Annotated in this window: 24 protein-coding genes; 4 read left to right on the top strand and 20 right to left on the bottom strand. The window is 71.3% G+C overall.

Features of this window, described 5'->3' with window-relative positions:
• Positions 1–7 precede the first annotated feature (7 nt).
• The 6 genes from ACFVSU_RS19605 to ACFVSU_RS19580 all read right to left on the bottom strand — a co-directional run bounded on the left by ACFVSU_RS19605 (position 8) and on the right by ACFVSU_RS19580 (position 4,438).
• Positions 8–799, bottom strand: a complete 792-nt coding sequence (locus ACFVSU_RS19605) for an SseB family protein (RefSeq protein ID WP_387146879.1) — start codon at positions 797–799, stop codon at positions 8–10.
• Positions 783–1,529, bottom strand: a complete 747-nt coding sequence (gene priA, locus ACFVSU_RS19600; protein ID WP_045297251.1) for a bifunctional 1-(5-phosphoribosyl)-5-((5-phosphoribosylamino)methylideneamino)imidazole-4-carboxamide isomerase/phosphoribosylanthranilate isomerase PriA — start codon at positions 1,527–1,529, stop codon at positions 783–785. The genes ACFVSU_RS19605 and priA overlap by 17 nt, the downstream gene beginning before the upstream one ends.
• A 72-nt stretch (positions 1,530–1,601) precedes the next feature.
• Positions 1,602–2,273 carry an imidazole glycerol phosphate synthase subunit HisH gene (hisH, locus tag ACFVSU_RS19595; RefSeq protein ID WP_387146875.1) on the bottom strand — a complete coding sequence of 224 codons (672 nt, stop codon included), beginning with the start codon at positions 2,271–2,273 and terminating at the stop codon, positions 1,602–1,604.
• Positions 2,270–2,878, bottom strand: coding sequence for an imidazoleglycerol-phosphate dehydratase HisB (gene hisB / locus ACFVSU_RS19590; RefSeq protein WP_387146872.1), 609 nt, complete (start codon positions 2,876–2,878; stop codon positions 2,270–2,272). Before hisB ends, hisH begins: the two co-directional genes overlap by 4 nt.
• On the bottom strand, positions 2,875–3,969 hold the full coding sequence (locus ACFVSU_RS19585; protein ID WP_387147008.1) for a histidinol-phosphate transaminase: 1,095 nt from the start codon (positions 3,967–3,969) through the stop codon (positions 2,875–2,877). Before ACFVSU_RS19585 ends, hisB begins: the two co-directional genes overlap by 4 nt.
• Before the next feature lie 58 nt (positions 3,970–4,027).
• On the bottom strand, positions 4,028–4,438 hold the full coding sequence (locus ACFVSU_RS19580; protein ID WP_387146869.1) for a LysM peptidoglycan-binding domain-containing protein: 411 nt from the start codon (positions 4,436–4,438) through the stop codon (positions 4,028–4,030).
• Between the two features lie 263 nt (positions 4,439–4,701).
• On the opposite strand from ACFVSU_RS19580, the gene lexA reads away from it, so the two are divergent.
• Positions 4,702–5,382, top strand: coding sequence for a transcriptional repressor LexA (gene lexA, locus ACFVSU_RS19575; RefSeq protein ID WP_387146866.1), 681 nt, complete (start codon positions 4,702–4,704; stop codon positions 5,380–5,382).
• Between the two features lie 69 nt (positions 5,383–5,451).
• On the top strand, positions 5,452–6,972 hold the full coding sequence (locus ACFVSU_RS19570) for a hypothetical protein (RefSeq protein ID WP_387146864.1): 1,521 nt from the start codon (positions 5,452–5,454) through the stop codon (positions 6,970–6,972).
• Here the strand turns inward: ACFVSU_RS19570 and metE are convergent.
• Both metE and ACFVSU_RS19560 read right to left on the bottom strand, forming a co-directional pair.
• Entirely contained in the window at positions 6,969–9,365 is a 2,397-nt protein-coding gene (gene metE / locus ACFVSU_RS19565) for a 5-methyltetrahydropteroyltriglutamate--homocysteine S-methyltransferase (protein WP_387146861.1), read from the bottom strand. The genes ACFVSU_RS19570 and metE overlap by 4 nt on opposite strands.
• 95 nt (positions 9,366–9,460) lie before the next feature.
• Positions 9,461–10,423 (bottom strand): methylenetetrahydrofolate reductase, encoded by a 963-nt coding sequence (locus tag ACFVSU_RS19560; RefSeq protein ID WP_387146858.1) that lies wholly within the window; start codon positions 10,421–10,423, stop codon positions 9,461–9,463.
• A gap of 274 nt (positions 10,424–10,697) precedes the next feature.
• Between ACFVSU_RS19560 and ACFVSU_RS19555 the strand changes: the two genes are divergently transcribed.
• Entirely contained in the window at positions 10,698–12,632 is a 1,935-nt protein-coding gene (locus tag ACFVSU_RS19555; RefSeq protein ID WP_387146855.1) for a prolyl oligopeptidase family serine peptidase, read from the top strand.
• Between the two features lie 24 nt (positions 12,633–12,656).
• On the opposite strand, the gene hflX is transcribed toward ACFVSU_RS19555, so the two are convergent.
• Entirely contained in the window at positions 12,657–14,174 is a 1,518-nt protein-coding gene (gene hflX, locus ACFVSU_RS19550; protein WP_387146852.1) for a GTPase HflX, read from the bottom strand.
• A 115-nt stretch (positions 14,175–14,289) separates the two neighbouring features.
• On the opposite strand from hflX, the gene ACFVSU_RS19545 reads away from it, so the two are divergent.
• A complete protein-coding gene (locus ACFVSU_RS19545) occupies positions 14,290–14,946 on the top strand; it encodes a class I SAM-dependent methyltransferase (RefSeq protein ID WP_387146849.1) in 657 nt (218 codons plus the stop codon).
• 6 nt (positions 14,947–14,952) lie between these two features.
• On the opposite strand, the gene dapF is transcribed toward ACFVSU_RS19545, so the two are convergent.
• The 11 genes from dapF to pgsA all read right to left on the bottom strand — a co-directional run bounded on the left by dapF (position 14,953) and on the right by pgsA (position 23,840).
• Positions 14,953–15,825 carry a diaminopimelate epimerase gene (dapF, locus tag ACFVSU_RS19540; protein ID WP_387146846.1) on the bottom strand — a complete coding sequence of 291 codons (873 nt, stop codon included), beginning with the start codon at positions 15,823–15,825 and terminating at the stop codon, positions 14,953–14,955.
• A 46-nt stretch (positions 15,826–15,871) separates the two neighbouring features.
• Entirely contained in the window at positions 15,872–16,294 is a 423-nt protein-coding gene (locus tag ACFVSU_RS19535) for a GNAT family acetyltransferase (protein WP_387146843.1), read from the bottom strand.
• Positions 16,291–17,229 (bottom strand): tRNA (adenosine(37)-N6)-dimethylallyltransferase MiaA, encoded by a 939-nt coding sequence (gene miaA / locus ACFVSU_RS19530; protein ID WP_387146841.1) that lies wholly within the window; start codon positions 17,227–17,229, stop codon positions 16,291–16,293. Before miaA ends, ACFVSU_RS19535 begins: the two co-directional genes overlap by 4 nt.
• Before the next feature lie 8 nt (positions 17,230–17,237).
• Positions 17,238–18,788, bottom strand: a complete 1,551-nt coding sequence (miaB, locus tag ACFVSU_RS19525; protein WP_387146838.1) for a tRNA (N6-isopentenyl adenosine(37)-C2)-methylthiotransferase MiaB — start codon at positions 18,786–18,788, stop codon at positions 17,238–17,240.
• A gap of 67 nt (positions 18,789–18,855) precedes the next feature.
• Entirely contained in the window at positions 18,856–19,848 is a 993-nt protein-coding gene (locus ACFVSU_RS19520) for a phosphotransferase family protein (RefSeq protein ID WP_387146835.1), read from the bottom strand.
• A gap of 67 nt (positions 19,849–19,915) precedes the next feature.
• Entirely contained in the window at positions 19,916–20,779 is an 864-nt protein-coding gene (locus tag ACFVSU_RS19515) for a regulatory protein RecX (RefSeq protein WP_387146831.1), read from the bottom strand.
• Positions 20,779–21,828, bottom strand: a complete 1,050-nt coding sequence (gene recA, locus ACFVSU_RS19510) for a recombinase RecA (RefSeq protein ID WP_387146829.1) — start codon at positions 21,826–21,828, stop codon at positions 20,779–20,781. The genes ACFVSU_RS19515 and recA overlap by 1 nt, the downstream gene beginning before the upstream one ends.
• Before the next feature lie 259 nt (positions 21,829–22,087).
• Positions 22,088–22,312, bottom strand: coding sequence for a DUF3046 domain-containing protein (locus ACFVSU_RS19505; RefSeq protein ID WP_387146827.1), 225 nt, complete (start codon positions 22,310–22,312; stop codon positions 22,088–22,090).
• Positions 22,313–22,329: 17 nt separating this feature from the next.
• Positions 22,330–22,638, bottom strand: a complete 309-nt coding sequence (locus ACFVSU_RS19500; protein WP_018172206.1) for a helix-turn-helix domain-containing protein — start codon at positions 22,636–22,638, stop codon at positions 22,330–22,332.
• Between the two features lie 150 nt (positions 22,639–22,788).
• Positions 22,789–23,271: a CinA family protein gene (locus tag ACFVSU_RS19495; protein WP_387146824.1), complete on the bottom strand. Its 483-nt coding sequence runs from the start codon at positions 23,269–23,271 to the stop codon at positions 22,789–22,791.
• Positions 23,268–23,840, bottom strand: coding sequence for a CDP-diacylglycerol--glycerol-3-phosphate 3-phosphatidyltransferase (gene pgsA / locus ACFVSU_RS19490; protein WP_387146821.1), 573 nt, complete (start codon positions 23,838–23,840; stop codon positions 23,268–23,270). The genes ACFVSU_RS19495 and pgsA overlap by 4 nt, the downstream gene beginning before the upstream one ends.
• Positions 23,841–23,888: the final 48 nt, after the last annotated feature.

The raw sequence follows: 23,888 nt of genomic DNA, 5'->3' as shown, positions 1-23,888 counted from the left end.
TCGTCCGTCAGGCGCGGACGAGCTTGACCGTCAGGGAGTCGACCAGGACGGCGATGCGGTCGTCGGCCGCCCACCGCTTGGCGAGGCGTGCGAGCACCGCGTCGAGCTCGGCCTTCTCGAGCCCGTCCATCAGGTGCAGGCGGACCACCAGCTCGGGGCCGCGCAGTCGCGCATCGGGGTCGCCGGGCTCGACGGCGAGGTCGATGACGGACAGCTCACCGCCGATGCTCTCGTGGAGCCCCGCCACGACTTCGGGCGACAGGAAGCTCGGCTCCCACGGGATCCCCTGGCCGATCGCCCACACGGCGGGACGCCGGATGACGAACTCGGTCTCGGACGCCGGGTCGACCACGATGAGGTCGGTGTCGTCGGCCGCAGCAGACAGGGCGGTGCGGACGCCGTCGGCCGGAACCGGCCGGGCCGCGGCATCCCATCGCCTCATGGCATCGACCGACGTGAACACGGGCAGCACGCGACGGCCGTCGGGAGCGGCCACCGTGACGATGGAGAGCTCCTGCGTCTTGTCGACCTCGAGGCCGTGCGCCCCGATGCCGTGGTCGCCCTTCTCGGCGACGAGCGGGATCAGCAGGCGCGCCGCCCGGTAGGCGTCGACGACCTCACGCTCACCGCCCGTTCCCGCGCGGAACGCGGTGAGCGCGGCGAGCAGCGCCGGATCGGCCGAGCCGTCGTCGGAGGAGTGCGGGTTCGCCTGGAAGCTGCGACCCTCCCACGGCACGCCGGCGGAGTCGCCGCCGTGCGCGTGGCCGTGGTGGCCGTGGGGGTCAGTGTCCGGCGACATCCAGCGCCTCGGCGAGCGTGAAGGCTCCGGCATACAGCGCCTTGCCCACGATCGCGCCCTCGACGCCGAGCGGGACGAGGTCGCGCAGTGCCGCGATGTCGTCGAGGCTCGACACGCCGCCCGAGGCGACGATCGGCTTCGGGGTGCGCGTGGTCAGCTCGCGCAGGAGATCGAGGTTCGGGCCCTTGAGGGTGCCGTCCTTCGTGACGTCGGTGACGACGTAGCGGCTGCAGCCGGCCGCTTCGAGGCGGTCGAGCACCGTCCACAGGTCGCCGCCCTCGCGCGTCCAGCCGCGCGCGGCGAGCGTCGTGCCGCGCACGTCCAGGCCCACGGCGATCGCGTCGCCGTAGCGGCCGATGACATCAGCGGCCCACTCGGGGTTCTCGAGCGCCGCGGTGCCGAGGTTGATGCGCGACGCGCCGCTCTCGAGTGCCGCCTCGAGCGTGCGGTCATCGCGGATGCCGCCCGAGAGCTCGACCTGCACGCCGCGGACCTGCTTGATGACCTTGCGGAGCACGCCGGCGTTGCTGCCACGACCGAACGCGGCGTCGAGGTCGACGAGGTGGATCCACTCGGCACCCTGCCGCGCGAAGTCGAGGGCTGCGTCGACGGGGTCGCCGTAGCTGGTCTCGGTGCCGGCCTCGCCCTGCGTCAGGCGGACGGCCTTGCCGTCGGCGACATCGACGGCGGGCAGGAGGACGAGCTTGGGTGTGGACGCGAAATCGTTCATGGATCCTGACTCAGACGTGGGGAAGCTGTGGGGCGGATCACGGAAGCACGCGCTCCCGCAGACGGCACGGTCTCAGAGGGTAGCCCCGCCGAGGCCGTCGATCCAATTCGTGAGAAGACGGATGCCGGCATCCCCGGACTTCTCCGGGTGGAACTGCGTGGCCGACAGCGGCCCGTTCTCGACCGCGGCGAGGAACGGCGTGCCGTACTCGCACCACGTCAGGACGGGCTCGGGGAACGGCGGCTGGACGTCGAGCAGCCACTTCTGCGCACCGAACGAGTGGACGAAGTAGAACCGCTCGTGCTCGATGCCCCGGAAGAGGCGCGAGCCCTCGCCCGGCTCGACGGTGTTCCAGCCCATGTGGGGCAGCACGGGGGCGTCGAGCTCGGTCACGACGCCCGGCCACTCCCCCATGCCCTCGGTGTCGACACCGCGCTCCACGCCGCGCTCGAAGAAGATCTGCATGCCGACGCACACGCCGAGCACCGGGCGGCCGCCGGCGAGCCGGCGTTCGATGAGCTCGTCGCCGCGGCTCGCGCGCAGCGCCTCGGCCACCGCGCGGAACGCGCCGACACCGGGCACGAAGAGCCCGTCGGCGTCCATGATCAGACCGCGATCGGAGGTCAGCCGCGCGTCGGCACCCGCCGCGATCAAGGCCTTGACCGCGGAGTGGACATTGCCCGAACCGTAGTCGAGGACGGCGACGAGCGGCTTCTCCCGCTCGGCGGGAGCGCTTTCGGTCACAGGGCGCCCTTCGTGCTCGGGATGCCCTCGACGAGCGGGTCCAGCGCCTTCGCCTGGCGGAACGCGCGGGCGAACGCCTTGTACTCCGCCTCGGCGATGTGGTGCGGGTCGCGCCCCGACAGCACGCGGACGTGCACGGTCAGTGCCGCGTTGAAAGAGACGGCCTCGAAGGTGTGTCGCACGAGCGAACCGGTGAAGTGGCCGCCGATGAGGTGGTGCTCGAAGCCGGCCGGCTCGCCGGTGTGCACCAGGTAGGGGCGGCCGCTGATGTCGACCACGGCCTGCGCGAGCGCCTCGTCGAGCGGCACCAGAGCGTCGCCGTAGCGCGAGATGCCCGACTTGTCGCCGAGGGCCTCGCGGATCGCCTGGCCGAGCACGATCGAGATGTCTTCGACGGTGTGGTGGGCGTCGATGTCGGTGTCACCCGACGCCCGCACCGTCAGGTCGGTGAGCGAGTGCTTCGCGAACGCGGTCAGGAGGTGGTCGAAGAACGGCACCGTGGTGTCGATGCGGCTGCGGCCGGTGCCGTCGAGATCGAGCTCCAGCTCGACCGTCGACTCACTCGTCGCCCGGCGCAGCGAGGCGGTACGTGGTGCGGCGCTCATGCCGCCGATCCTACCGAGGCGAGGGCGTCGAGGAATGCGGTGGTCTCGTCCGCGGTGCCCGCGGTGACCCGCAGGTGCGACGGGATGCCGACGTCGCGGATGAGCACGCCCTCGTCGTACAGGGCCTGCCAGGTGGCCGCCGGATCGGCCACGCCGCCGAACAGCACGAAGTTCGTCCAGGACTCGTGGGGCGTGTAGCCGAGCGCCTCGACCGTGGCCGAGATGCGGTCGCGCTGGGCGACGATCTCGTCGACCATGCCCAGCATGACCGGAGCATGACGCAGCGCTGCGGAAGCCGCCGCCTGAGTCAGCGCACTGAGGTGGTAGGGCAGACGCACGAGCCGCAGTGCGTCGATGAGGGCGGGATCGGCGGCCAGGTAGCCGACGCGCGCACCGGCGAACGCGAACGCCTTGCTCATGGTGCGCGAGACGACGAGTCGTTCGCGCCCGGGCAGCAGCGTCAGCGCGGAGCGCTCATCGTGCGGGGCGAACTCGAAGTACGCCTCGTCGACGATGACGATCCCGTCGGCGGCCTCGTACACGGCCTCCACGACGTCGAGACCGAGGGGCGTGCCGGTCGGGTTGTTCGGCGAGCAGAGGAAGACCACGTCGGGCGAGGCGTCGGCGATCTGGGATGCCGCGTCTTCGGCGTCGATCGTGAAGTCGGCCGATCGGGTGCCCGAGATCCATTCGGCGCCGGTGCCGCGCGTGAGCAGCGGGTACATCGAGTACGTCGGAGTGAAGCCGAAGGCGGTGCGACCCGGCCCCGCGAAGGCCTGCAGGATGTGCTGCAGCACCTCGTTCGAGCCGTTCGCGGCCCAGATCTGGTCGCGGGTGAGGCCGTGACCGAGATAGTCGGCGAAGCCCTCGCGCAGGGCGGTGAACTCGCGGTCGGGGTAGCGGTTGACGTCGCGCAGAGCGAGTGCGATCGAGTCGAGGATGTCGTCTGCGACCTCGGCCGGAACCGGATGCGTGTTCTCGTTGACGTTCAGGGCGACCGGAAGCGGTGCCTGCGGGGCGCCGTAGGGCTTCTGCCCCCGGAGGTCGGCGCGTAAGGGGAGATCTTCGAGACGTGCACTCACCCATCCCATGGTAGGCCCGCCCATCGGGCCCCTCTCGCCGCGTGACGTCGCGCGACGCGCCGCGCGATCAGTGGTCGTACGCCGCGGGGATCGCGAGGCGCTGGCCCGCCTGGACGAGGACGGTGTCGAGGGCGTTCAGCCGCACGAGCTCGTCGACCACGTCGCGCGGGTCGCGGTCGGGGGCGACCTCTTCGGCGATCGTCCACAGCGATTCGCCGGGCGCGACGGTGACGGTCGTGAACGAGCCGGCGGGAGCGCCCGAGTCGCGCGAGGCGAGCGCCGCGCCGCCGCCGAGCACCGCGACGCTCAGGGCGATCACGGCCGGAAGCGCGGCCAGCACGGCGAGCACACGACGACCGCGCACCGTCAACCGCAGACGCGTTGATCGCCCGGCCACGGCACGCGTGGCGCGCTGGGCTGCGGCACCGGCGGCGCGGGCCGGCGACGGAATGGACGTCGTGAAGTCGATCGCGGTCATGCTCGTCTCCTCCTGATGGGGAGAGATTCGCATTCTCCACTCGGCCGGGAGTGAAGAATGCGAACCTCTCTTCCGAAGCTATCTTCGAGTCTGTACGATGTCAATACCGGATTCCGACGTCGATCTCTCGAACGCGACACGCGGCGAGGTTGCCACCTCATCGCCTGGGATCCGGATACGGTTTCGATACGAGAACCCCACCACGGGCCTCCGACATTCGAAGAAACAGCGCTCGGCGGCCGAGCGCAGGACGGAGCCGGAAGATGAGCGACGCGGCCGGGCGAGAGAAGCCCCAGACCCGCCGGCGCAAGAGCCTGAGCGAGAAGCAGCTCGCGATCCTCGAGGTGATCCAGCGCTCGATCGCCCGCCACGGCTACCCGCCCAGCATGCGCGAGATCGGCGATGCGGTCGGCCTCAAGTCGCTGTCGAGCGTCACGCACCAGCTCAACCAGCTCGAGCTGAGCGGTTACCTGCGGCGCGACGCGGGCAAGACCCGCGCCATGGAGGTCCTCATCGACCTGCCCGGGACCGCCACCGAGAGCCCCGCCGACGCCGCTCCGTCGGTCGGCGACGCCGCGCTCGTGCCGCTGGTCGGCCGCATCGCCGCGGGCGTCCCCATCACGGCCGAGCAGCAGGTGGAGGAGATCTTCCCCCTCCCGCGCCAGCTCGTCGGCAAGGGCGACCTGTTCATGCTCAAGGTCTCCGGGGAGTCGATGATCGACGCCGCGATCTGCGACGGCGACTGGGTCGTGGTGCGATCGCAGGCCACCGCCGACAACGGCGACATCGTCGCCGCGATGCTCGACGGCGAGGCGACCGTGAAGACGTTCCGCCAGCGCGACGGCCACACCTGGCTCCTCCCCCGCAACTCGGCGTTCGAGCCGATCCTGGGCGACGACGCCAGCGTGCTCGGCAAGGTCGTCGCGGTGCTGCGCGCGGTCTGACGCCATTTCGCACGAATCGCGCGACGCCAGAGGTGGTGGGCAGTACGCGCGACGCGCTATAAGGGTGGAATGACCGCCGTCACGCCCTCGCCAGACGTTCCCGACCTCCAGGCCCGCCTGGACGCGCTCGAGGCCGAGAACGCCCTCCTCAGAGCGGGCGCCGCGCCCGCGCCGGCCACCGGCAGGGCGGCGAATCGCCCGGCAGGCAGCGGCTGGCGCGCGTTCTTCTCCGCGCTGTGCATCGTGATCGCGTCGATCCTCGTCCCGATCTCGATCGTCACCGCGTGGGCGCGGCTGGAGCTCGTCGACGAGGCCGCGTTCGTGCAGACGCTGGCTCCGCTCGCCGACGACCCCGCCGTGCAGCAGATGATCATCGACGAGACCGTCGAGGCCGTGCAAGCCCAGGTCGATTTCGAGGAGCTGACGGCCAACGTCTTCGACGGCATCGATCAGCTCGGGCTGCCGCCCCGCGCATCACAGGCCCTCAAGCTGCTGCAGGCACCGGCCGCGGAGGGACTCCAGAACCTCCTCACGCAGACCGTCACCCGCGTCGTCGAATCGGACGCCTTCGCCGATACATGGACGGCGACCACCCGCGCCGCCCACCGCGCCCTGACCGCCGCGGCGACGTCCGACGGCGGCGGCATCGTGGTGATGAACGACCAGGGCCTCGGCATCCAGCTCGGCGCGATCGTCGAGCGCGTCAAGCAGAACCTCATCGATCGCGGCGTCGGCATCGCGCAGCTGATCCCTGCCGTCGACAAGGTCATCATCATCGGCACCGGCGACACGCTCGTGACGATCCGCACCACGTACGCCCTCGCCACGGCGCTGGGCTGGTGGCTGCCGATCATCACGATCGGGCTCTTCGTGCTCGGCATCCTCATCGCGCGCCGCCGGAGCACGGCGGTGCTCGGCTCGGGCATCGGATTCGCGCTCGGCGGCGGTGCCCTGGCGATCGCGTTCGCCGTCGGCTACCCGGTCATCGGACAGACGGCGGCACAGCTCGGTCTCTCGGTCACAGCGCTCGACGTCGTCTACCAGAGCCTCGTCGGCGCGATGCAGCAGACCGCGTCCATCGCCGTGCTGCTCGGCGTCGTCATCGCGATCCTGGGCTGGTTCGCCGGCCGTTGGACGCCGGCCGTGCGCTCACGCCAGGCCGTTGCGAGCCTCAACGCGTCGGCACGACGGCAGCTGGCGAGTCACGGGTTCGGCACGGGACGCTTCGGCGCCTGGCTCTACCGCTACCGCACCCTGGTGCGCACGCTCATCATCGTCCTCGCGGTCATCTGGCTGTTCGCACTGCGACCGCTGTCGGCCGGCGACATCTTCCTCGTGCTCATCGTCGCGCTCGTCGTGACCTGGATCCTCGAGCTGCTGCAGGTCCGCCCCGACGAGGCGGTGGCGGTCGCGGAGTCCGTCGATGCCGAGGACGACGACGCCGACGGCACCGCCGACACCCTCGTCATCGACGCCGACACGGTGGTCATCGAAGACGAGAACGACACCGAGGTCATCCCCGACGCCGGGGATGCCTCGACCGACGCATCCGCGCCGGCCGAGGCATCCGGGAAGAAGCCGCGCGCCTAGAGGCTGACGCCGACACGCTCCCGCACGAGTCCGGTCGCCTCGACGAGATTCCGAAGCGAGGCGACCGTCTCGTCGTACCCCCGCGTCTTGAGCCCGCAGTCGGGGTTGACCCAGACGCGCCGCAGGGAGAGCTCGCCGACCGTGCGGTCCAGGAGGTCGGTGATCTCGTCGACCGAGGGCACGCGCGGCGAGTGGATGTCGTAGACGCCAGGGCCGATCCCGGCCGCGAAGCCCGACGCCCGGATGTCGCCGATCACTTCACCGCGGCTGCGGGCGGCCTCGATCGAGGTCACGTCGGCGTCGAGGGCCGCGATCGCGTCGATGACCACGTCGAACTCCGAGTAGCAGAGGTGGGTGTGCACCTGCGTCGCCGGCGCGGCCCCCGCGGTCGCGAGGCGGAACGAGCCGACCGACCACTCGAGGTAGGCGGGCTGGTCCGCCGCCTTGAGGGGAAGGAGCTCCCGCAGCGCCGGCTCGTCGACCTGGATGACGCGGATGCCCGCGCCCTCGAGGTCGGCGATCTCATCGCGCAGCGCCAGCGCCACCTGGTTCGCCGTCTCGCCGAGCGGCTGGTCGTCGCGGACGAACGACCACGCCAGGATCGTCACCGGCCCGGTCAGCATGCCCTTCATGGGCTTGTCGGTGAGCGACTGCGCGAACGTCGACCACGCGACCGTGATCGCCGTCGGCCGTGACACGTCGCCCCACAGGATCGACGGCCGCGTCGCACGCGAGCCGTACGACTGCACCCAGCCGTTCTCGGTCACCGCGAAGCCGTCGAGGTTCTCGGCGAAGTACTGCACCATGTCGTTGCGCTCGGCCTCGCCGTGCACGAGGACGTCGAGGCCGATGTCCTCCTGGAGCGTCACGACGCGCGCGATCTCGTCGCGCAGGAACCGCTGGTACTCGTCGGCACCGAGCTCCCCGCGACCGTGACGAGCCCGCGCCCGGCGGATGTCGCCGGTCTGCGGGAACGACCCGATCGTGGTGGTGGGCAGCACGGGCAGCGCGAGCTCTGCATCCTGCGCCGCGACGCGGGCGTCGTAGTCGCCGCGCTCGAAGTCACCGGCGTCCAGCACCGCGGCCCGCTCGCGCACGGCGCCGTCGCGCACCCCGGGCGCGCTGCGACGGTCCGCGAGGGCGGCGGATGCCTCGGCCAGCGGCTCGGCGATGGCCTCGCGACCCTCGACCAGGCCGGTGGCGAGCGTCACCACCTGCGCGACCTTCTGGTCGGCGAACGCGAGCCACGACGCCAGCCGCGGGTCGAGCGCGGACTCGTCGGCGACGTCGTGGGGCACGTGCTGGAGCGAGGTCGAGGTGCCCGCGCTGATCTCCGACGCGCCCACGGCGCTCAGCGCCTGCAGGCGCTCCCACGCGGCGTCGAGGTCACCGCGCCAGACGTTCCGTCCGTCGACGACGCCGCCCACCAGGGTCTTGCGGTCGAGGCCCGGAACCGCGTCGGGCACGGCGCCCCGGGTGAGATCGATGGCGATGGCCTCGATCGGGGCCGCCGCCAGCGCCGTCCACGCCTGGGGCGACAGCTGCGCGTACCCCGCCGCGACGAGGATCGCCGGGCGGTCGCCGCGGACGCCCAGCGCGGCATACGCGCGAGCCGCGGCATCCGCCAGCACGGCAGCGTCCGCGGGCAGGCTCTCGCTCACCAGGGCGGGCTCGTCCAGCTGCACCCACTCGGCGCCTGCGGCGCGAAGGGCGGACAGCAGCTCGGCGTACACCGGCAGCAGGTCGTCGAGGCGGCTGAGCGGATCGAAGCCCTGGGGCGCGGCTGGGCCCACGCGCCCGGAGGCTCCGCGCGACGCGCCAGCGGCGCGTGGAGTGGGCGTGGGGACCGCCGCCTTCGCCAGAGCGAGGAGCGTCACCGGGCCGACCACGACCGGACGCACCGTGAAGCCGTCGGCCTTCGCCTCGGCCACCTGGCGCGCGAACCGGTCGCTCGACAGGGAGAAGACCGTCTCGGGGCCGATCTCGGGCACGAGGAAGTGGTAGTTCGTGTCGAACCACTTGGTCATCTCGAGGGGAGCATCGTCGCCCGCCCCGCGTGCGGCGGTGAAGTACGCGTCGATCCCGATCGCACCGTCGGCGTCGCGCAGCGCGGCGAACCGCTCGGGCAGCGCCCCGACGGTCACGGCCGCGTCGTGCACCTGGTCGTAGAACGAGAACGACTCGGGGATCGACGAGTCGTCGCGGCCGAGGCCGAGCGCGGCGAGCCGTTCGCGCGTCGCGCGGCGCAGGCCGGCCGCCGTCTGCTCCAGGGTCGGTGCGTCGGTGGCGCCGGCCCAGTACGCCTCGACCGCGCGCTTGAGTTCGCGGCGACGCCCGATCCGGGGATAGCCCAGGATCGTGCCGTGGGGGAAGGTGCTGCGAGGTTCGGTCATCGTGCTCTCTCTTTCGCTTCGTTCATCTCGGAGTGGGGGGGTTTCGGGGTCGCCGAAGAGACCCGTCGGTCATCCGACGGATCGCGGCGTCCGGGTCAGCGGACGGCGTCGGGCATTCGCGCGGCGGAGGCGAGCACGCCGGCTTCGCTCAGCACGTTGAGCACCGTCTCGTGGTTGTTGAACGCGTACAGGTGGACGCCGGGGGCGCCCCCCTCCACGACCTCGCGGGCCAGGCGCGCGGCGTGCGCGACGCCCACCTCGCGCTGTCCGTCGACGGTCGGCTCGAGGTCGAGCGCGACGGCGAGGTCCGCCGGCCGCTGCTCCCCCGTCAGCTCCAGCACGCGGCGCAGCCGAGTGGGCGAGGTGATCGGCATGATGCCGGGGAGGATCGGGATCGTGACACCGGCCTCGCGCGATCGCTGCACGAACGCCAGGTAGTCGTCGGCGTGGAAGAACAGCTGCGTGATCGCGAGCGTCGCACCGGCCGCCTGCTTCGCGAGCAGCGCGTCGATGTCTTCGAACGGATGCCTCGACCGAGGGTGACCGTTCGGGAACGCCGCCACGGCGATGTCGACGCGGGGGCGCTCCGCGAGCCGCACGGCACCCGGCACGCCGGGGATGGGCGCTTCGCTGTAGGGCTCACGCTCCGCCTGCACGCAGTCGATGAGCTGCACGAGCTGCGCCGCGCTGTCGAGGTCGCCGAGGAAGACGTCATCTTCTGACACGCCCGCCGGAGGATCGCCTCGGAGTGCGAGGAAGCTCGTGATCCCGGCATCCAGGAATTCGCGGATCAGCGCGTTCGCGCCGGCGTAGGTGTTCCCGACGCACGTGAGGTGGGCGAGGGGCTCGACGTGGGTCTCGCGCAGGATGTGGGTCAGCAGCTCGAGGGAGCGACCGCCGGTGGAGCCGCCCGCTCCGTAGGTCACCGAGATGAACCGCGGGTCGACCGACGCCAGGTGGCGGATCGTCTCGTGAAGGGCGGCGACGCCCGCGTCGGAGCGCGGCGGGTACACCTCGAAGGAGATCGGCACGGGAGGAGTGCTCAGGTCGATCGACATGGCCTGCTTCTCAGGGATCGGCGGACAGGGCTGAGCCGTACGGGAAGGCCCGATCGGCCGCGGCACCTCCACCCGCCGGACGGCGGAAGGGGTGTCATTCGCGGGCGGGTGCCGGGCTCGGCTGTCGCTCCTGCCCGGGCCCCGAGGTTCGGGGCGTCCGTGAGGACGACCGGGCGACGATTCGTCCACGGTAGCGGAGCGCGCCGCCGCGGTGTCGCCTGTGACGTTCTGTTTCGATCGCGGCTTCCGTGTGCTTCGTCGTAGCGTGGGGTGCGTGACGACACCGGACGTGCGCCCCTACGGCAGCTGGCCCTCCCCCATCTCGGCCGCGGAGGTCTCCGCGGCCTCACCACGTCTGGAGGGTGCGCGCTTCGTCGGCGCCGACGAGCCGGAGGTGTGGTGGGGCGAGTCCGTGCCCGAAGAGGGCGGCCGCTCCGCCGTGCGCCGGAGGGCGGCATCCGGAGCCGTCGTCGATGTGCTCCCCGCGCCGTGGAGCGCCAGGTCGCGCGTGCACGAGTACGGCGGCGGCTCGTGGACGGCCGACGACGACGGCGTGCTGTACTTCGTCGAGAAGACCGACCAGCGCGTCTGGCGGCTCGAACCGGGCGGTGAGCCGCGCCCGCTCACGCCCGAGGCCGGCGACGTCCGCTTCGGCGGCCTGACGCTGCAGCACGGCCGCCTGCTCGCCGTGCGCGAGGACCACACCCGCGGCACCGCGGTTCCGGCTCGCGACATCGTGGACATCCCCCGGGACGGTGGAGCGGATGCTGCGCGCCTGAGCTCGCTCGCGAGCGGCAGCGACTTCGTCGCCCACCCCGCGCTGTCGCCCGACGGCTCGCGCCTCGCCTGGATCGCGTGGAATCACCCCCACATGGCCTGGGATCGCGCGGAGCTGCGTATCGGCCGCCTCCAGGGCGGCGACGGCCCGGAGTGGACCACGGTCGCGGGCGGCGGCTCCTCGCCGCTGCAGCCCGTGTGGGTCGACGACGACGATCTCGTCTACGCCGATGACCCGACGGGCCGCTGGAACCTGTGGCGGCTGCGGCTGACGGCCGACCTCCCCCACGAGCCGATCGCTGCCGTCGATGCCGACACCGGCGGGCCGCTGTGGGTGCTCGGCACGCGGTGGTTCACGCTGCTCGCCGACGGGCGCATCGCCGCGGTCGAGGCGAACGGCGCGGAGGAGCTCGTGGTGCTCGACACCGCCGGTGGGCGCCGCGCGGTGCCCGTCGACGCGGTGACGCGCCTGTCGATCGAGGACGCCCGCGGCACCCGTCTGCTCCTCTCGGGCGCCGGCTCCGGCGGCGCAGGGCTCTGGGAGGTCGACGTCGACGATCCCGCGGCGACGCGGCTCATCGTCGGCGGCACGTCGCCGTGGGGAGCCGAGTGGATGCCGCGCTCCCGCCCGATCACCGTGCCGGGGCCGCATGGTCCCGTCCACGCATTCGACTATCCGCCGGCGAACCCGGGATTCGTCGGACCCGACGGCGAGCGGCCCCCGTACGTGGTGTTCGTGCACGGCGGTCCGACCGATCACGTGGGCGGCGCAGCATCCGGGAAGATCGCTTACCTGACCAGCCGCGGAATCGGCGTGCTGGACGTCAACTACGGCGGCTCCAGCGGCTACGGCCGCGCCTACCGCGAGCGCCTGCTCGGGCAGTGGGGCGTCGTGGACGTCGACGATGTCGTGGCCGCGGCCCGCGGGCTCGCGGAGGCGGGCACCGCCGATGGGGCCAGGCTCGCGATCGCGGGCGGCTCGGCGGGCGGCTGGACGGTGCTGTGCGCACTGACGAACTCCGACGCGTTCGGCGCGGGCATCAGCCGGTACGGCGTGGCCGACCTGCGCACGCTCGCCGAGGACACGCACGACTTCGAAGCCCGCTATCTCGACGGCATGGTCGGGCCGCTGCCCGAGGCCGAGGAGCTGTATGTCCAGCGGTCGCCGCTGTCGCACCTCGATCGACTGAGCACACCGCTGCTGATCGAGCAGGGCCTCGACGATCGCGTCGTGCCGCCGTCGCAGTCCGAGGCTGTGCGCGACGCCCTCGCGGCGAACGGCGTCGCCCACGCCTACCTCGCGTTCGAGGGGGAAGGGCACGGCTTCCGCAGCGCGACGACGCTCGTTCGGACCATGGAGGCCGAGCTCGCGTTCCTCGGCCAGGTGTTCGGCTTCGAGACGCCGGGAGTGCCGCCGCTCGAGCTCGACTAGCGGCTCGAGCGGCGGCTCGCGTCCTCAGACCGCGAAGGGGGCGAGGCGTGCGGCGAGGTGCTCGCCCACGCGGGCGTGCACGGCGGTGCCGCCCTCCTCGTGCTCCTGCGCGAGGATCATCCCCTGCTCGTGGATCGCCGAGACGAGGTCGCCGCGGTCGTAGGGCACGAGCGCCCGCACCTCGACGGCCGGCAGCGGCAGCGTGTCCTCGATGATGGCCCGCAGCTCGTCGATCCCCTCGCCGGTGCGGGAGGATGCGAACACCGCCTTGGGCTCGAGTCCGCGCAGCAGCAGGCGCGCGTCGTCGTCGATCAGATCGGCCTTGTTGAAGACGATGATCTCGGGGATGTCGCGGGCGCCGACGTCGCCGATCACATCGCGCACCGTCGCCAGCTGGGCGGCCGGGTCGGGGTGCGAGCCGTCGACGACGTGCACGATGACGTCGGCGTCGCCGACCTCCTCGAGCGTCGACCGGAACGCCTCCACCAGCTGGTGGGGCAGGTTGCGCACGAAACCGACGGTGTCGGTCAGCGTGTAGATCCGGCCGTCGTTCGTCTCCGTGCGCCGCACCGTGGCGTCCAGCGTCGCGAACAGGGCGTTCTCGACGAGCACGCCCGCGCTCGTGAGGCGGTTCAGCAGCGACGACTTGCCGGCGTTGGTGTACCCGGCGATCGCGACCGACGGGATCGTGTTGCGCTTGCGCTCGGCCCGCTTGGCGTCGCGCGCCGGGGCGAAGTCGCGGATCTGCTTGCGCAGCTGCGCCATGCGCGTGCGGATGCGGCGACGATCGAGCTCGATCTTCGTCTCACCGGGGCCGCGCGAGCCCATGCCCGCACCGCCCGCGCCCACCTGTCCACCGGCCTGGCGGCTCATCGAGTCACCCCAGCCGCGAAGGCGCGGGAGGAGGTACTCGAGCTGCGCCAGCTCGACCTGGGCCTTGCCCTCGCGGCTCTTCGCGTGCTGGCTGAAGATGTCGAGGATCACCGTCGTACGGTCGATCACCTTGACCTTGACGACGTCCTCGAGGGCGCGCCGCTGGCTGGGCGCGAGCTCGGTGTCGGCGATCACGGTGTCGGCGCCGACCGAGGCGACGATGTCGCGCAGCTCCTCCGCCTTGCCGCGACCCACGTAGGTCGCGGGGTCCGGGTGGGGACGCCGCTGCAGCACCCCGTCGAGCACGACGGCGCCGGCGGTCTCGGCCAGCGCCGAGAGCTCACGCAGCGAGTTCTCGGCATCCTCCGTCTCGCCCTGCGCGTGCACGCCGACCAGCACGACGTTCTCGAGTCGCAGCTGCCGGTACTCGACCTCGGTGACGTCTTCGAGCTCCGTGGAGAGCCCGGGGACGCGCCGGAGCGCGGCGCGCTCCTCGCGATCCCACTGCTCGCCGTCGGTGTCGGTGCGCCCGATCGTTGCCTCGTCCTGGAGCGCCTGAGCGGCTCCGAAGACGTGCACCCCCGAGCGCGCTTCGGCGCGCGCCAGCACGCGATCCACCGGGTCCACCGGCGTCTCGTCGGTGCTCTGGGGTGTCGTGGTATCCGTCATGTGTTCCTTCGCTTGTTGCGGTGGATGCCGTTTTCCGCCGCTCATCGGCCGGTTCGCGGCATCCGTGAATTCTAGCTTCCCGTTGTGCGGAGCACCTCCGCTAGGCTCGTCAGCCATGGGGAGTGACCACTATTTCAGTGCGACACCCGCCAGCCCCGAGAATCTGCGCCGCATCCGGGTCACACTGTCCGGTCGCGATCTCGAGGTCACGACTGCCGGGGGCGTCTTCAGCCCCGATCACGTGGACTCGGGAACCGCGGTGCTGCTGTCGAACACTCCCCCGCCTCCGGCGAGCGGGAACTTCCTCGACCTCGGGTGCGGGTGGGGACCGATCGCACTCAGCCTCGCGCTCGACGCGCCGCACGCGACGGTGTGGGCCGTCGACGTGAACGAGCGTGCGCTCGACCTGGTGCGCCGCAACGCGGCGGCACTCGGGCTCGACAACGTCAACGCGTCGCTGCCCGATGATGTTCCCGACGACATCCTGTTCCGCACGATCCGGTCGAATCCGCCCATCCGCGTGGGCAAGAACGAACTGCACGGCCTGCTCGAACGCTGGCTCCCCCGGCTCGACGAACGCGCGGACGCGTGGCTCGTTGTGCAGCGCAACCTCGGCTCGGATTCGCTGCAGCGCTGGCTCGCCGCCACGCTCGACCGGCGCTTCACCGTCCACCGTGCGGCGACGGCCCGCGGCTTCCGCGTGCTCAAGGTGCGCCGCCACGGCTCACCGCCGAGCGAGCCGATCGACCTGCCCGAGCTGCCCGAGGTCTGAGGTCCGCTACGCGAGCGTGACCTCGCCGGTGTAGACGAGCGTCGCGGGTCCTGACAGGAGCACGTGCCGCTCGCCGTCGACCTCCGGCATCCGTACGCCCAGCGTGCCGCCGGGGACCTCGACGACCCAGTGGTCGGGTGCCGCGGGACCGGCCCAGTGCCGCACCGCCAGCGCCGCGGCGGCGACACCGGTGCCGCAGCTCAGCGTCTCGCCCACCCCGCGCTCGAACACGCGCATGCGGATCGAGCCGACGCCCTCGTGCACGAGCGGGTCGCTCGGGACGACGAACTCGACGTTCGCACCATGCGGAGGCTCAGGCTGCAGCAGCGGCTGCGCGGCGAGGTCGAGTCCCTCGAGCTCCGCGTCGTCGGGCAGCGCCACGACGACGTGGGGGTTGCCGACATCGATCCCGACACCCGGACGAGGAGCACCCCCGCCGCGCGTGCGCACGAGCACCCCGGAGTCGTCGACGACGAATGGGCCGAGGTCTACCTCGTACCCGCGGTCGCTGCGCGTGACGGTCTTGATACCCGCGCGGGTGCCGACCTTGAGCGGCTCGCCGTCGACATCGGCCCAGCCGACGTCGGCGAGGTAGCGCACGAAGACCCGCACGCCGTTGCCGCACATCTCCGCCTTCGAACCATCGGCGTTGCGGTAGTCCATGAACCATTCAGCTCCGGATGCTGCCGCCTCGGCGCCCTCGTCGATGGCGCTCGCACGCACCACGCGCAGGATGCCGTCGCCGCCGATCCCGAAGCGCCGGTCGCACAGCACCGCGACCTGGTCGTCGCTGAGGTCGAGCGCACCGTCGGGGTCGGGGACGATCACGAAGTCGTTGCCGGTGCCGTGGCCCTTGGTGAACGCGATCGTCTGCGGCATCGCACCAGTCTACGGGCGGGATCCGAGGCTCCGGTCCCGGCCGGGCTCAGTCGGCGATGAGGCGCTTGCCGGTGTTCCACGTCTCGAACGGCTCGTAGCCGAGCGAGTCGTAGAAACCTTGTGCGATGCCGTTCTCGGGCCGCACCATGAGCTGCACCTTCGGGCAGCCCATCTCGGTCAGCAGCTCCTCGGCTTCGGCGACCAGCTTGCGTGCGATCCCCTCGCCGCGCCGGTCCGGCGCGCTCGCGAGGTAGTAGAGCCAGCCGCGGTGGCCGTCGTAGCCGGCCATGACCGTGCCGACGATCGTCCGGTCGTCGACGGCGACGAGGAACAGCTCCGGCTGGACGGAGAGCTTGCGGCGGATGTCCTGGTACGGGTTGTTCCACGGCCGCGTGAGCCCCGTCTGCTGCCACAGCGAGACGACCGCCTCGGTGTCGGGGAGATCGAAGGCCCGGATCGCGATGCTCATGACCACGAGTCTGCCAGGGCGGCGGCGTCCGTCTCCGGATCCACCCACCGGAGATCCTCGTAGCGCTTGAACCACGACACCTGGCGGCGGGCGTAGCGGCGCGTCAGCGTTTGGGTCTCGGCGATCGCCTCGGCCTCCGTCATCTCGCCCGTCAGCTGCGCGAGCGCCTGCGCGTAGCCGATGGCTCGTCGCGCCGTCACACCGCGCTCGAGGCCCTGCGCACGCAGCGCCCTCACCTCATCGAGGAGGCCGTCCCGCCACATCCCCTCAACGCGTGCATCGAGGCGGAGCACGAGCTCGTCGCGGGGCACGGCGACGCCGACGATGCGAGTGTCGGGGTACCAGAGGACGGGCGCGTCGGGCAGCATCGCGCCATGGGTGCGCTCACCGAGCTCGAGCACCTCGAGGGCGCGCACGATGCGGCGGCCGTTGCGCGGGTCGACCTTGGCCGCGGTCGCGGGATCCAGCTCGCGGAGGCGGGCGTAGAGGGCGCCGGGGCCGTGCTCGTCGAGCTCCACCTCGAGCCGGGCGCGGAGCTCCTCATCGCGCGGCGGGAAGCGGAAGTCGAACAGCACGCTCGACACGTACAGCCCGGAACCGCCGACCAGCACGGCGTCGGCGCCGCGCCCGTGGATCTCGCGGATCGCCGTGCGCGCAGCATCCTGATACCAGGCGACTGCGGCGTCCTCGGTGACGTCCAGTTCGTCGAAGAGGTGATGACGGATGCCTCGCCGCTCGGCCTCGGGAAGCTTCGCGGTGCCGATATCCATGCCGCGATAGAACTGCATCGCGTCGGCGTTCACGATCTCGGCCGGGCGGCCGCCGGCCGCGAGCGCTTCGGCCAGCTCGAGCGACAGCGCGGTCTTGCCCGTCCCCGTCGCACCGACGACGGCCCACAGGCGCGGCGGCGGGACGTCGTCGGCCGTGGTGTTCACTGAGCGCGTCAGACGCCGATGCGCAGGGTCGGCAGCCCGAGCGAGACCGAGCGCGGCCCAGCGGACTCGCCCGCGGGCGCCGGGATGCCGCACGACTCGGCCTGCGAGCGATCCCACGCGTCGCCCGAGCGCGTCCGGCGGATGCGCAGCGGCGCGCCGTCGGTCGAGTCGGCGAGCAGGTGGAACGGAGCGGCGTGCGTCACCACGACCGAGACGACGTCGCCGGGGCGCGGGATCCCGGAGCCCTCGGGCACCTCGAAGTGCACGAGCCGGTTGTCTTCGGCGCGGCCCGTCAGGCGGTGGGTCTCGGCGTCCTTCTTGCCTTCGCCGGTCGAGACGAGCACCTGCAGCTCGCGGCCGAGCTGCTTCTCGTTCTCTTCGCGCGAGATGCGCTCTTGCAGGGCGGCGAGGCGCTCGTAGCGCTCCTGCACGATCTCCTTCGGCACCTGGTCGGGCATGGTGGCCGCCGGGGTGCCCTCGCGGATCGAGTACTGGAACGTGAAGGCGCTGGCGAACCGGGCCTGCTCGACGACGCGCATCGTGTCCTCGAAGTCCTCGTCGGTCTCGCCCGGGAAGCCCACGATGATGTCGGTGGTGATGGCGGCGTCGGGCATCTGGGCCCGCACACGATCGAGGATGCCCAGGAACTTCTCGCTGCGGTACGACCGGCGCATCGCCTTGAGGATGCGGTCGCTGCCCGACTGCAGCGGCATGTGGAGCTGCGGCATGACGGCCGGAGTCTCGGCCATGGCGTCGATGACGTCGTCCGTGAACGCGGCGGGGTGCGGGCTCGTGAAGCGGATGCGCTCGAGGCCCTCGATCTCGCCGGCGGCGCGCAGCAGCTTGCCGAACGCCTGGCGGTCACCGAACTCGACGCCGTACGAGTTGACGTTCTGGCCGAGGAGGGTGACCTCCATCGCTCCGTCGTCGACGAGGAGGCGGATCTCGTTCAGGATGTCGCCGGGGCGGCGGTCCTTCTCCTTGCCGCGCAGGCTCGGCACGATGCAGAACGTGCACGTGTTGTTGCAGCCGACCGAGATCGACACCCAGCCGCTGTAGACGCTGTCGCGCTTGGTGGGGAGCGTAGACGGGAAGATCTCGAGCGACTCGAGGATCTCGAGCTCGGCCTCGCCGTTGTGGCGTGCCCGCTCGAGCAGGCTCGGCAGCGATCCCATGTTGTGGGTGCCGAAGACGACGTCGACCCAGGGCGCCTTCTGCTGGACGACGTCCTTGTCCATCTGCGCGAGGCAGCCGCCGACGGCGATCTGCATGCCCTCGTGCTTGTCCTTGCGGGACTTGAGGTGACCGAGCGTGCCGTACAGCTTGCCGGCAGCGTTGTCGCGCACGGCACACGTGTTGATGACGACGACGTCGGCCTCTTGACCCGCCTCGGCACGGACGTAGCCGGCGCTCTCGAGCGAACCGGAGAGGCGCTCGGAGTCGTGCACGTTCATCTGGCAGCCGAACGTGCGCACCTCGTAGGTGCGCGCACGCCCGTCGACATCGTGCGCGGCCTCGGAGGGCGCGATGAGAGTCGGGGTGGCGGAAGGGGAAGACATGATCCCGCCATTCTACGAGCCGTCCGCATGCACGGAGGCTGGTAGTGGATGCTGCGTCCCCGGCCGGTCAGGAAGCGGCCGAGGTCGACTCGAGTCGATCCAGCGCGAGGTCGAGGTTGGCGCGTGCTCCATGCTCGTATCCGGCGGCCCACTCCCCCTCGTAGCCGCGCATCGTGGGCTCGACCGCGAGCACGAGCGAGAAGTAAAGCCGCGACAGCTGGAGGCGCGTCGGGCCGGTCGGCGTGGCGAGCTCACGGGCGAGGACGCCGCCGGCTGCCGCGTCGCCCGCGAGCAGGTCGGCGTTCGGCTCCCCGGTGCCGAACTGATCGGCGCCGACGAGCTCGTGCAGCGGGTCGCCCCAGAGCGTCCGCTCGGTGTCGATGATCCCGACGACGTCGAGGCTGTCGGGATCGATGAAGACGTTGCCCTCCCACAGATCGGTGTGGACCACCGCGGCGCGACTGACGGTGTCGAGGGCGTCGGCGTGGGCGGCGACCGCCGCGCGCACGCGCTCCGCCGGAAGCACGACCTGCCACCGCTCCGCGTCGGCGAGCACGGCCTCGATCATCAGGACGAAGGCCTCACGCCAGGTGGCGGCGCTGAGCCCGGCATCCGCTGCCGGGTAGCCGAACGACGGCGCATCCACCCGATGCAGGCCCGCCATGACCGCGCCGAGGTTGCGACGCACGACCGCGGTCTGCGCCTCGTCGAGCTCGCGCCCGAGCCACGGCACGCCGGGAAGGTGCTCGGCGACGACCAGATCGGCGTCCAGCAGCTCGCGCGTGAAATCGGTGTGGAGCACACGCGGCACGGGCACTCCGCTGCCCTCGAGCATGCGGTATGTGAGGGCTTCCGTGCCGAGCAGCCCGAGCTCGTAGGTCAGGAACCGGGATGTGTCGGCACCGACGATCTTCGCGACCGCACGGCGGCCGTCGTCGAAGTGGAGGCGGAACGCCGTCGCGAACATCCCGCCCGACAGCGGTTCCGCCGACGACAGACGCCCCACGGGCGCGACGAGGTCGGTCAGCTGCGCCTCATCGACGAGGAACTTCGTGAGCATCCGCTCACCCTAGCGGCGCGTGCTGGCCTGCTTCGTGCACGAAACGGGCGGGCTCGAGCGGTGGGCGTCAGTCGAATCGCACGCGCCCGGTGGGACGCATCGACTCGTCCAGCGCCTGCCGGGCGGCGTTGAGCGCCGCCGAGCCTCCGTAGCCGCGGCGCGCCAGCTGGCCGGCGAGGCGACGAAGCGCGACGTCGCGCTCGAGCCCGCGCATGGAGCCCGCCTTGGATCGCGCGAACTCGAGCGCCCGTTCTGCGTCGTCGTCGGGCAGCTCCGCCAGCGCAGCATCGGCGATGTCGCGCGGGATACCCCGCTTCGCGAGGCTCTGCGAGAGCGCCTGGCGTCCTTGTCCCTTGCGATCGACGCCGGCGTGCACCACCTGCTCCGCGAGCCGGGCGTCGTCGAGGTAGCCGCGTTCGAGGAAGGAGTCGAGGATCGCCTCGACGCCTTCGCGGCCGAGCTCGTACTGGCCGAGGTACGTCTTCGCCTCCGACACGGACACCTGCCGGGCACGCAGCTTCTTCAGCAGGCCGAGCTCGGCCGCATCGGCGGGATCGGCGGCCTCCGCCCCACCTCGCCGACTCGCCCCGGAACGAGCCCGACCGGCGCGCTCGGCGTCGAGGTCGATGGGGCGCTCATCACGCTCATCGCGCTCGGGTGCGTGGTGTGCGGTCGTGCTCGCGCCGGGGCCGTCGTTCCACTCGGTCCGCCACTCGGCCGCAGCCGGTGCCGACGATGCGGGGCCGTGCTCCACCCACGAGTCCTGGTTTGCTCGGCCGGCGGGGATGCGGTCCTCGAGCTCCTGCCGGACGTCCGCCGCGGTCTTCGGGTAGGCCTTTGCGCTGCGGTCGCCGAAGAGCGATGTCACGGGGGCGAGTCCGTCGCTGTTCTCCGCGTCGGACTCGCCACCGCTGTCGACGAAACGGACCATCAGGCCGGGCGGCGCGCCGCCAGCTCGTCCGCGACCTCGCCCGTGGCCTTGGGCACGCCGATGCCGAGCTTCGTCTTGATCTTCGTCTCGATCTCGGCCGCGACATCCGGGGTCTTCAGGAGGAAGTTGCGGGCGTTCTCCTTGCCCTGCCCGAGCTGCTCGCCCTCGTAGGTGTACCAGGCACCGGACTTCTTGACGATGGCGTGCTCCACGCCGAAGTCGATGAGGCTGCCCTCGCGCGAGATGCCCACGCCGTAGAGGATGTCGAACTCCGCCTGCTTGAACGGCGGCGCCATCTTGTTCTTGACGACCTTGACGCGGGTGCGGTTGCCGACAGCCTCAGCGCCGTCCTTCAGCGTCTCGATGCGACGGATGTCGAGACGGACCGACGCGTAGAACTTGAGCGCCTTACCACCGGCGGTGGTCTCGGGCGAGCCGAAGAACACGCCGATCTTCTCGCGCAGCTGGTTGATGAAGATCATCGTGGTGTTGGTCTGGTTGAGACCACCGGTGAGCTTGCGCAGCGCCTGCGACATGAGGCGCGCCTGCAGACCCACGTGGGAGTCGCCCATCTCGCCTTCGATCTCGGCCTTGGGCACGAGGGCGGCGACGGAGTCGATCACGATGAGGTCGATCGCACCGGAGCGCACGAGCATGTCGGCGATCTCGAGCGCCTGCTCACCCGTGTCGGGCTGCGAGACGAGAAGCGCGTCGATGTCGACGCCGAGCTTCTGCGCGTAGTCGGGGTCGAGCGCGTGCTCCGCGTCGATGAACGCCGCGATGCCGCCGGCGCGCTGCGCGTTGGCGATCGCGTGCAGGGTCAGCGTCGTCTTACCCGACGACTCCGGTCCGTAGATCTCGATGATGCGGCCGCGCGGGAGACCGCCGATGCCGAGCGCGACATCGAGGGCGATCGAGCCGGTGGGCACGACCTCGACGGGAGCACGCTCGTCGCTGCCGAGGCGCATCACCGAGCCCTTCCCGAACTGCCGGTCGATCTGGGCGAGGGCCGATTCCAGGGCCTTCTCGCGGTCAACGGGTGATGGCATGACGTGCTCCTCAGTGCTCGCGTTCCGTCGCCTGTAGGCTGTCGCGCTCCACCCCGGTGGGACGGATGCTGCGACAAGGCGTGAGGTGTCGTTCGACGCTGTTCACGTTAGGGAGGGGCTCCGACATCCGTCTTCGCTCCTTCCCGCTGCGTGGAAAACACGCTCTCGACACCTGCTGTGCAGGAGCCTACGCGGATCTCGAACACTTCTTCGATGACACGCCGCGTCGCGGCAGCGGAAACGCGTACCGCCGTGCAGGTCAGCGGCGGCGCGGCTCGAGTCGCCCGACGCCGTACCGGCGCTCGGCGGGAACGTCGAGCTCCTCGCACAGGGCGAGCCACACCTCGCGCGGGTCGACCCCGGCATCGATCGCGTCGGCGGCCGTGCGACCGCCCACCTTCGACAGATACAGATCCGTCACGACGGCGTTCGCGCGCGCGCCGAACTCGTCGCTCACGGCACGTTGGAACTCACTGCGACGCATATGAGAAAGCGGCGGGGTCAGCGCAGCGACAGCTCGGCGTCGACCGAGGCCACGAGGTCGTCGGGGACGACGTCGGGGAAGGTCTGCAGGCCCTCGAGGACCGAGATGCGGTCGCCCACCTCGCGCATGATGATCGAGATGGGAACATCGAGCGCCTCGGCCACCGACGCGAGGATCTCGCTCGAGGCCTCCTTCTGGCCGCGCTCCACCTCGCTCAGATAGCCCAGCGCGACACTCGCTCGGCTGGCCACCTGGCGGAGGGTCCGCCCCTTCTGCTGGCGGAAATCACGAAGCACTTCGCCGATCTCTTGACGTACCAGGATCATCAGGGCCCCTCCTCACTTCTGATTCCACCGTCGTCCGGGTGGCCAACAGTACAGCACCGGATGATGTCAATCTAATCCCGTGAACTGGGCAATGGGTGGGAATCACCGAATGTAACCGAGACGAAACACCGTCTGTTCCCGGACCCGGTCTCACGGATGACGGATGCCTCCCACCACGGTGAGAGCGAGCTCCAGCACGCTCTGCACCGTCCGGGTGCGGATCTCATCGCGCGTTCCCGACAGTTCGAGCGACGACGACACGACCTCGTCGGGTGTCACGACAGCGATGTGGACGGTGCCGACGGGCTTGCCGTCCTGCGGATCCGGGCCGGCGACTCCGGTCGTCGCGACGCCCACGTCCGCCTGCAGCGCGCGACGCACGCCCTTCGCCATCTGCACCGCGACGTCCGCGTCGACCGGTCCGCGCTCCGCCAGGAGATCGGGATCCACGCCCAGCTGGGTCGCCTTGATGTCGGTGGCGTACGCGACGATCCCGCCTCGCACGTGCGCGGACGCCCCCGGCACGTCGACGAGCGTCGCGGTCACGCGCCCTCCGGTCAGCGACTCGGCTGCCGCGATCGACCAGCCGCGGCCGTCGAGGGCGCGAAGCACCGCGGCTGCGGCATCCGTCACGCGTCTCTCCGCTTCGCGCGCGCGGCACGCATCTCGGTCACGATGTAGTCGATGCCGCTCGCGATCGTGAGGATCACCGCGATCGTCATGAGCACCCCGTTGACCCAGAAGATCCAGTCGCCCACGAGGGTCCACAGCGGCAGCAGAGCGAACGAGAGGGCCAGCCCCTGCGCGAGGGTCTTGAGCTTGCCCATCCAGGCGGCGGCCAGCACGTGATCGCTCACGACCATGAACCGGTACACCGTGATCCCGATCTCGCGGACGAGCACGATGATCGTGATCCACCACGGCAGCTCGCCGAGGATGGACAGGCCGATGAAGGCGAAGCCGGTGAGCACCTTGTCGGCGATGGGGTCGAGGAGCTTGCCGAGGTCGGTGACGATCTCGTACTTCCGCGCGAGGTAGCCGTCGATCCCATCGGTTGCGATCGCCACGATGAACAGCGCGGCCGCCCACCACCGCAGCGCGCCGTCCGCTCCCCCGTCGGCCAGGAGCATCCACAGGAAGACCGGCGCGCACAGGATGCGCACGATCGTGATCGCGTTGGGCAGCTGCCGGGGGATCGCCATGGCCCGAGCCTATCGGCGGGCGCGGTCGCGATGCGGCCGCGGCGGCGC

Source organism: Microbacterium sp. NPDC058062 (genome assembly GCF_042885375.1).
GTDB lineage: Bacteria > Actinomycetota > Actinomycetes > Actinomycetales > Microbacteriaceae > Microbacterium > Microbacterium trichothecenolyticum_C.
This window is presented reverse-complemented; position numbering and strand designations above follow the sequence as displayed.

What these genes read in the sequence shown, in the direction of transcription:
- ACFVSU_RS19605 (WP_387146879.1), bottom strand. Translation starts at nt 799, where the DNA reads ATGTCGCCGGACACTGACCCCCACGGCCACCACGGCCACGCGCACGGC.
- priA (WP_045297251.1), bottom strand. Translation starts at nt 1,529, where the DNA reads ATGAACGATTTCGCGTCCACACCCAAGCTCGTCCTCCTGCCCGCCGTC.
- hisB (WP_387146872.1), bottom strand. Translation starts at nt 2,878, where the DNA reads ATGAGCGCCGCACCACGTACCGCCTCGCTGCGCCGGGCGACGAGTGAG.
- ACFVSU_RS19585 (WP_387147008.1), bottom strand. Translation starts at nt 3,969, where the DNA reads ATGGGATGGGTGAGTGCACGTCTCGAAGATCTCCCCTTACGCGCCGAC.
- ACFVSU_RS19580 (WP_387146869.1), bottom strand. Translation starts at nt 4,438, where the DNA reads ATGACCGCGATCGACTTCACGACGTCCATTCCGTCGCCGGCCCGCGCC.
- lexA (WP_387146866.1), top strand. Translation starts at nt 4,702, where the DNA reads ATGAGCGACGCGGCCGGGCGAGAGAAGCCCCAGACCCGCCGGCGCAAG.
- ACFVSU_RS19570 (WP_387146864.1), top strand. Translation starts at nt 5,452, where the DNA reads ATGACCGCCGTCACGCCCTCGCCAGACGTTCCCGACCTCCAGGCCCGC.
- metE (WP_387146861.1), bottom strand. Translation starts at nt 9,365, where the DNA reads ATGACCGAACCTCGCAGCACCTTCCCCCACGGCACGATCCTGGGCTAT.
- ACFVSU_RS19560 (WP_387146858.1), bottom strand. Translation starts at nt 10,423, where the DNA reads ATGTCGATCGACCTGAGCACTCCTCCCGTGCCGATCTCCTTCGAGGTG.
- hflX (WP_387146852.1), bottom strand. Translation starts at nt 14,174, where the DNA reads ATGACGGATACCACGACACCCCAGAGCACCGACGAGACGCCGGTGGAC.
- ACFVSU_RS19545 (WP_387146849.1), top strand. Translation starts at nt 14,290, where the DNA reads ATGGGGAGTGACCACTATTTCAGTGCGACACCCGCCAGCCCCGAGAAT.
- dapF (WP_387146846.1), bottom strand. Translation starts at nt 15,825, where the DNA reads ATGCCGCAGACGATCGCGTTCACCAAGGGCCACGGCACCGGCAACGAC.
- ACFVSU_RS19535 (WP_387146843.1), bottom strand. Translation starts at nt 16,294, where the DNA reads ATGAGCATCGCGATCCGGGCCTTCGATCTCCCCGACACCGAGGCGGTC.
- miaB (WP_387146838.1), bottom strand. Translation starts at nt 18,788, where the DNA reads ATGTCTTCCCCTTCCGCCACCCCGACTCTCATCGCGCCCTCCGAGGCC.
- ACFVSU_RS19520 (WP_387146835.1), bottom strand. Translation starts at nt 19,848, where the DNA reads ATGCTCACGAAGTTCCTCGTCGATGAGGCGCAGCTGACCGACCTCGTC.
- ACFVSU_RS19515 (WP_387146831.1), bottom strand. Translation starts at nt 20,779, where the DNA reads ATGGTCCGTTTCGTCGACAGCGGTGGCGAGTCCGACGCGGAGAACAGC.
- recA (WP_387146829.1), bottom strand. Translation starts at nt 21,828, where the DNA reads ATGCCATCACCCGTTGACCGCGAGAAGGCCCTGGAATCGGCCCTCGCC.
- ACFVSU_RS19505 (WP_387146827.1), bottom strand. Translation starts at nt 22,312, where the DNA reads ATGCGTCGCAGTGAGTTCCAACGTGCCGTGAGCGACGAGTTCGGCGCG.
- ACFVSU_RS19500 (WP_018172206.1), bottom strand. Translation starts at nt 22,638, where the DNA reads ATGATCCTGGTACGTCAAGAGATCGGCGAAGTGCTTCGTGATTTCCGC.
- pgsA (WP_387146821.1), bottom strand. Translation starts at nt 23,840, where the DNA reads ATGGCGATCCCCCGGCAGCTGCCCAACGCGATCACGATCGTGCGCATC.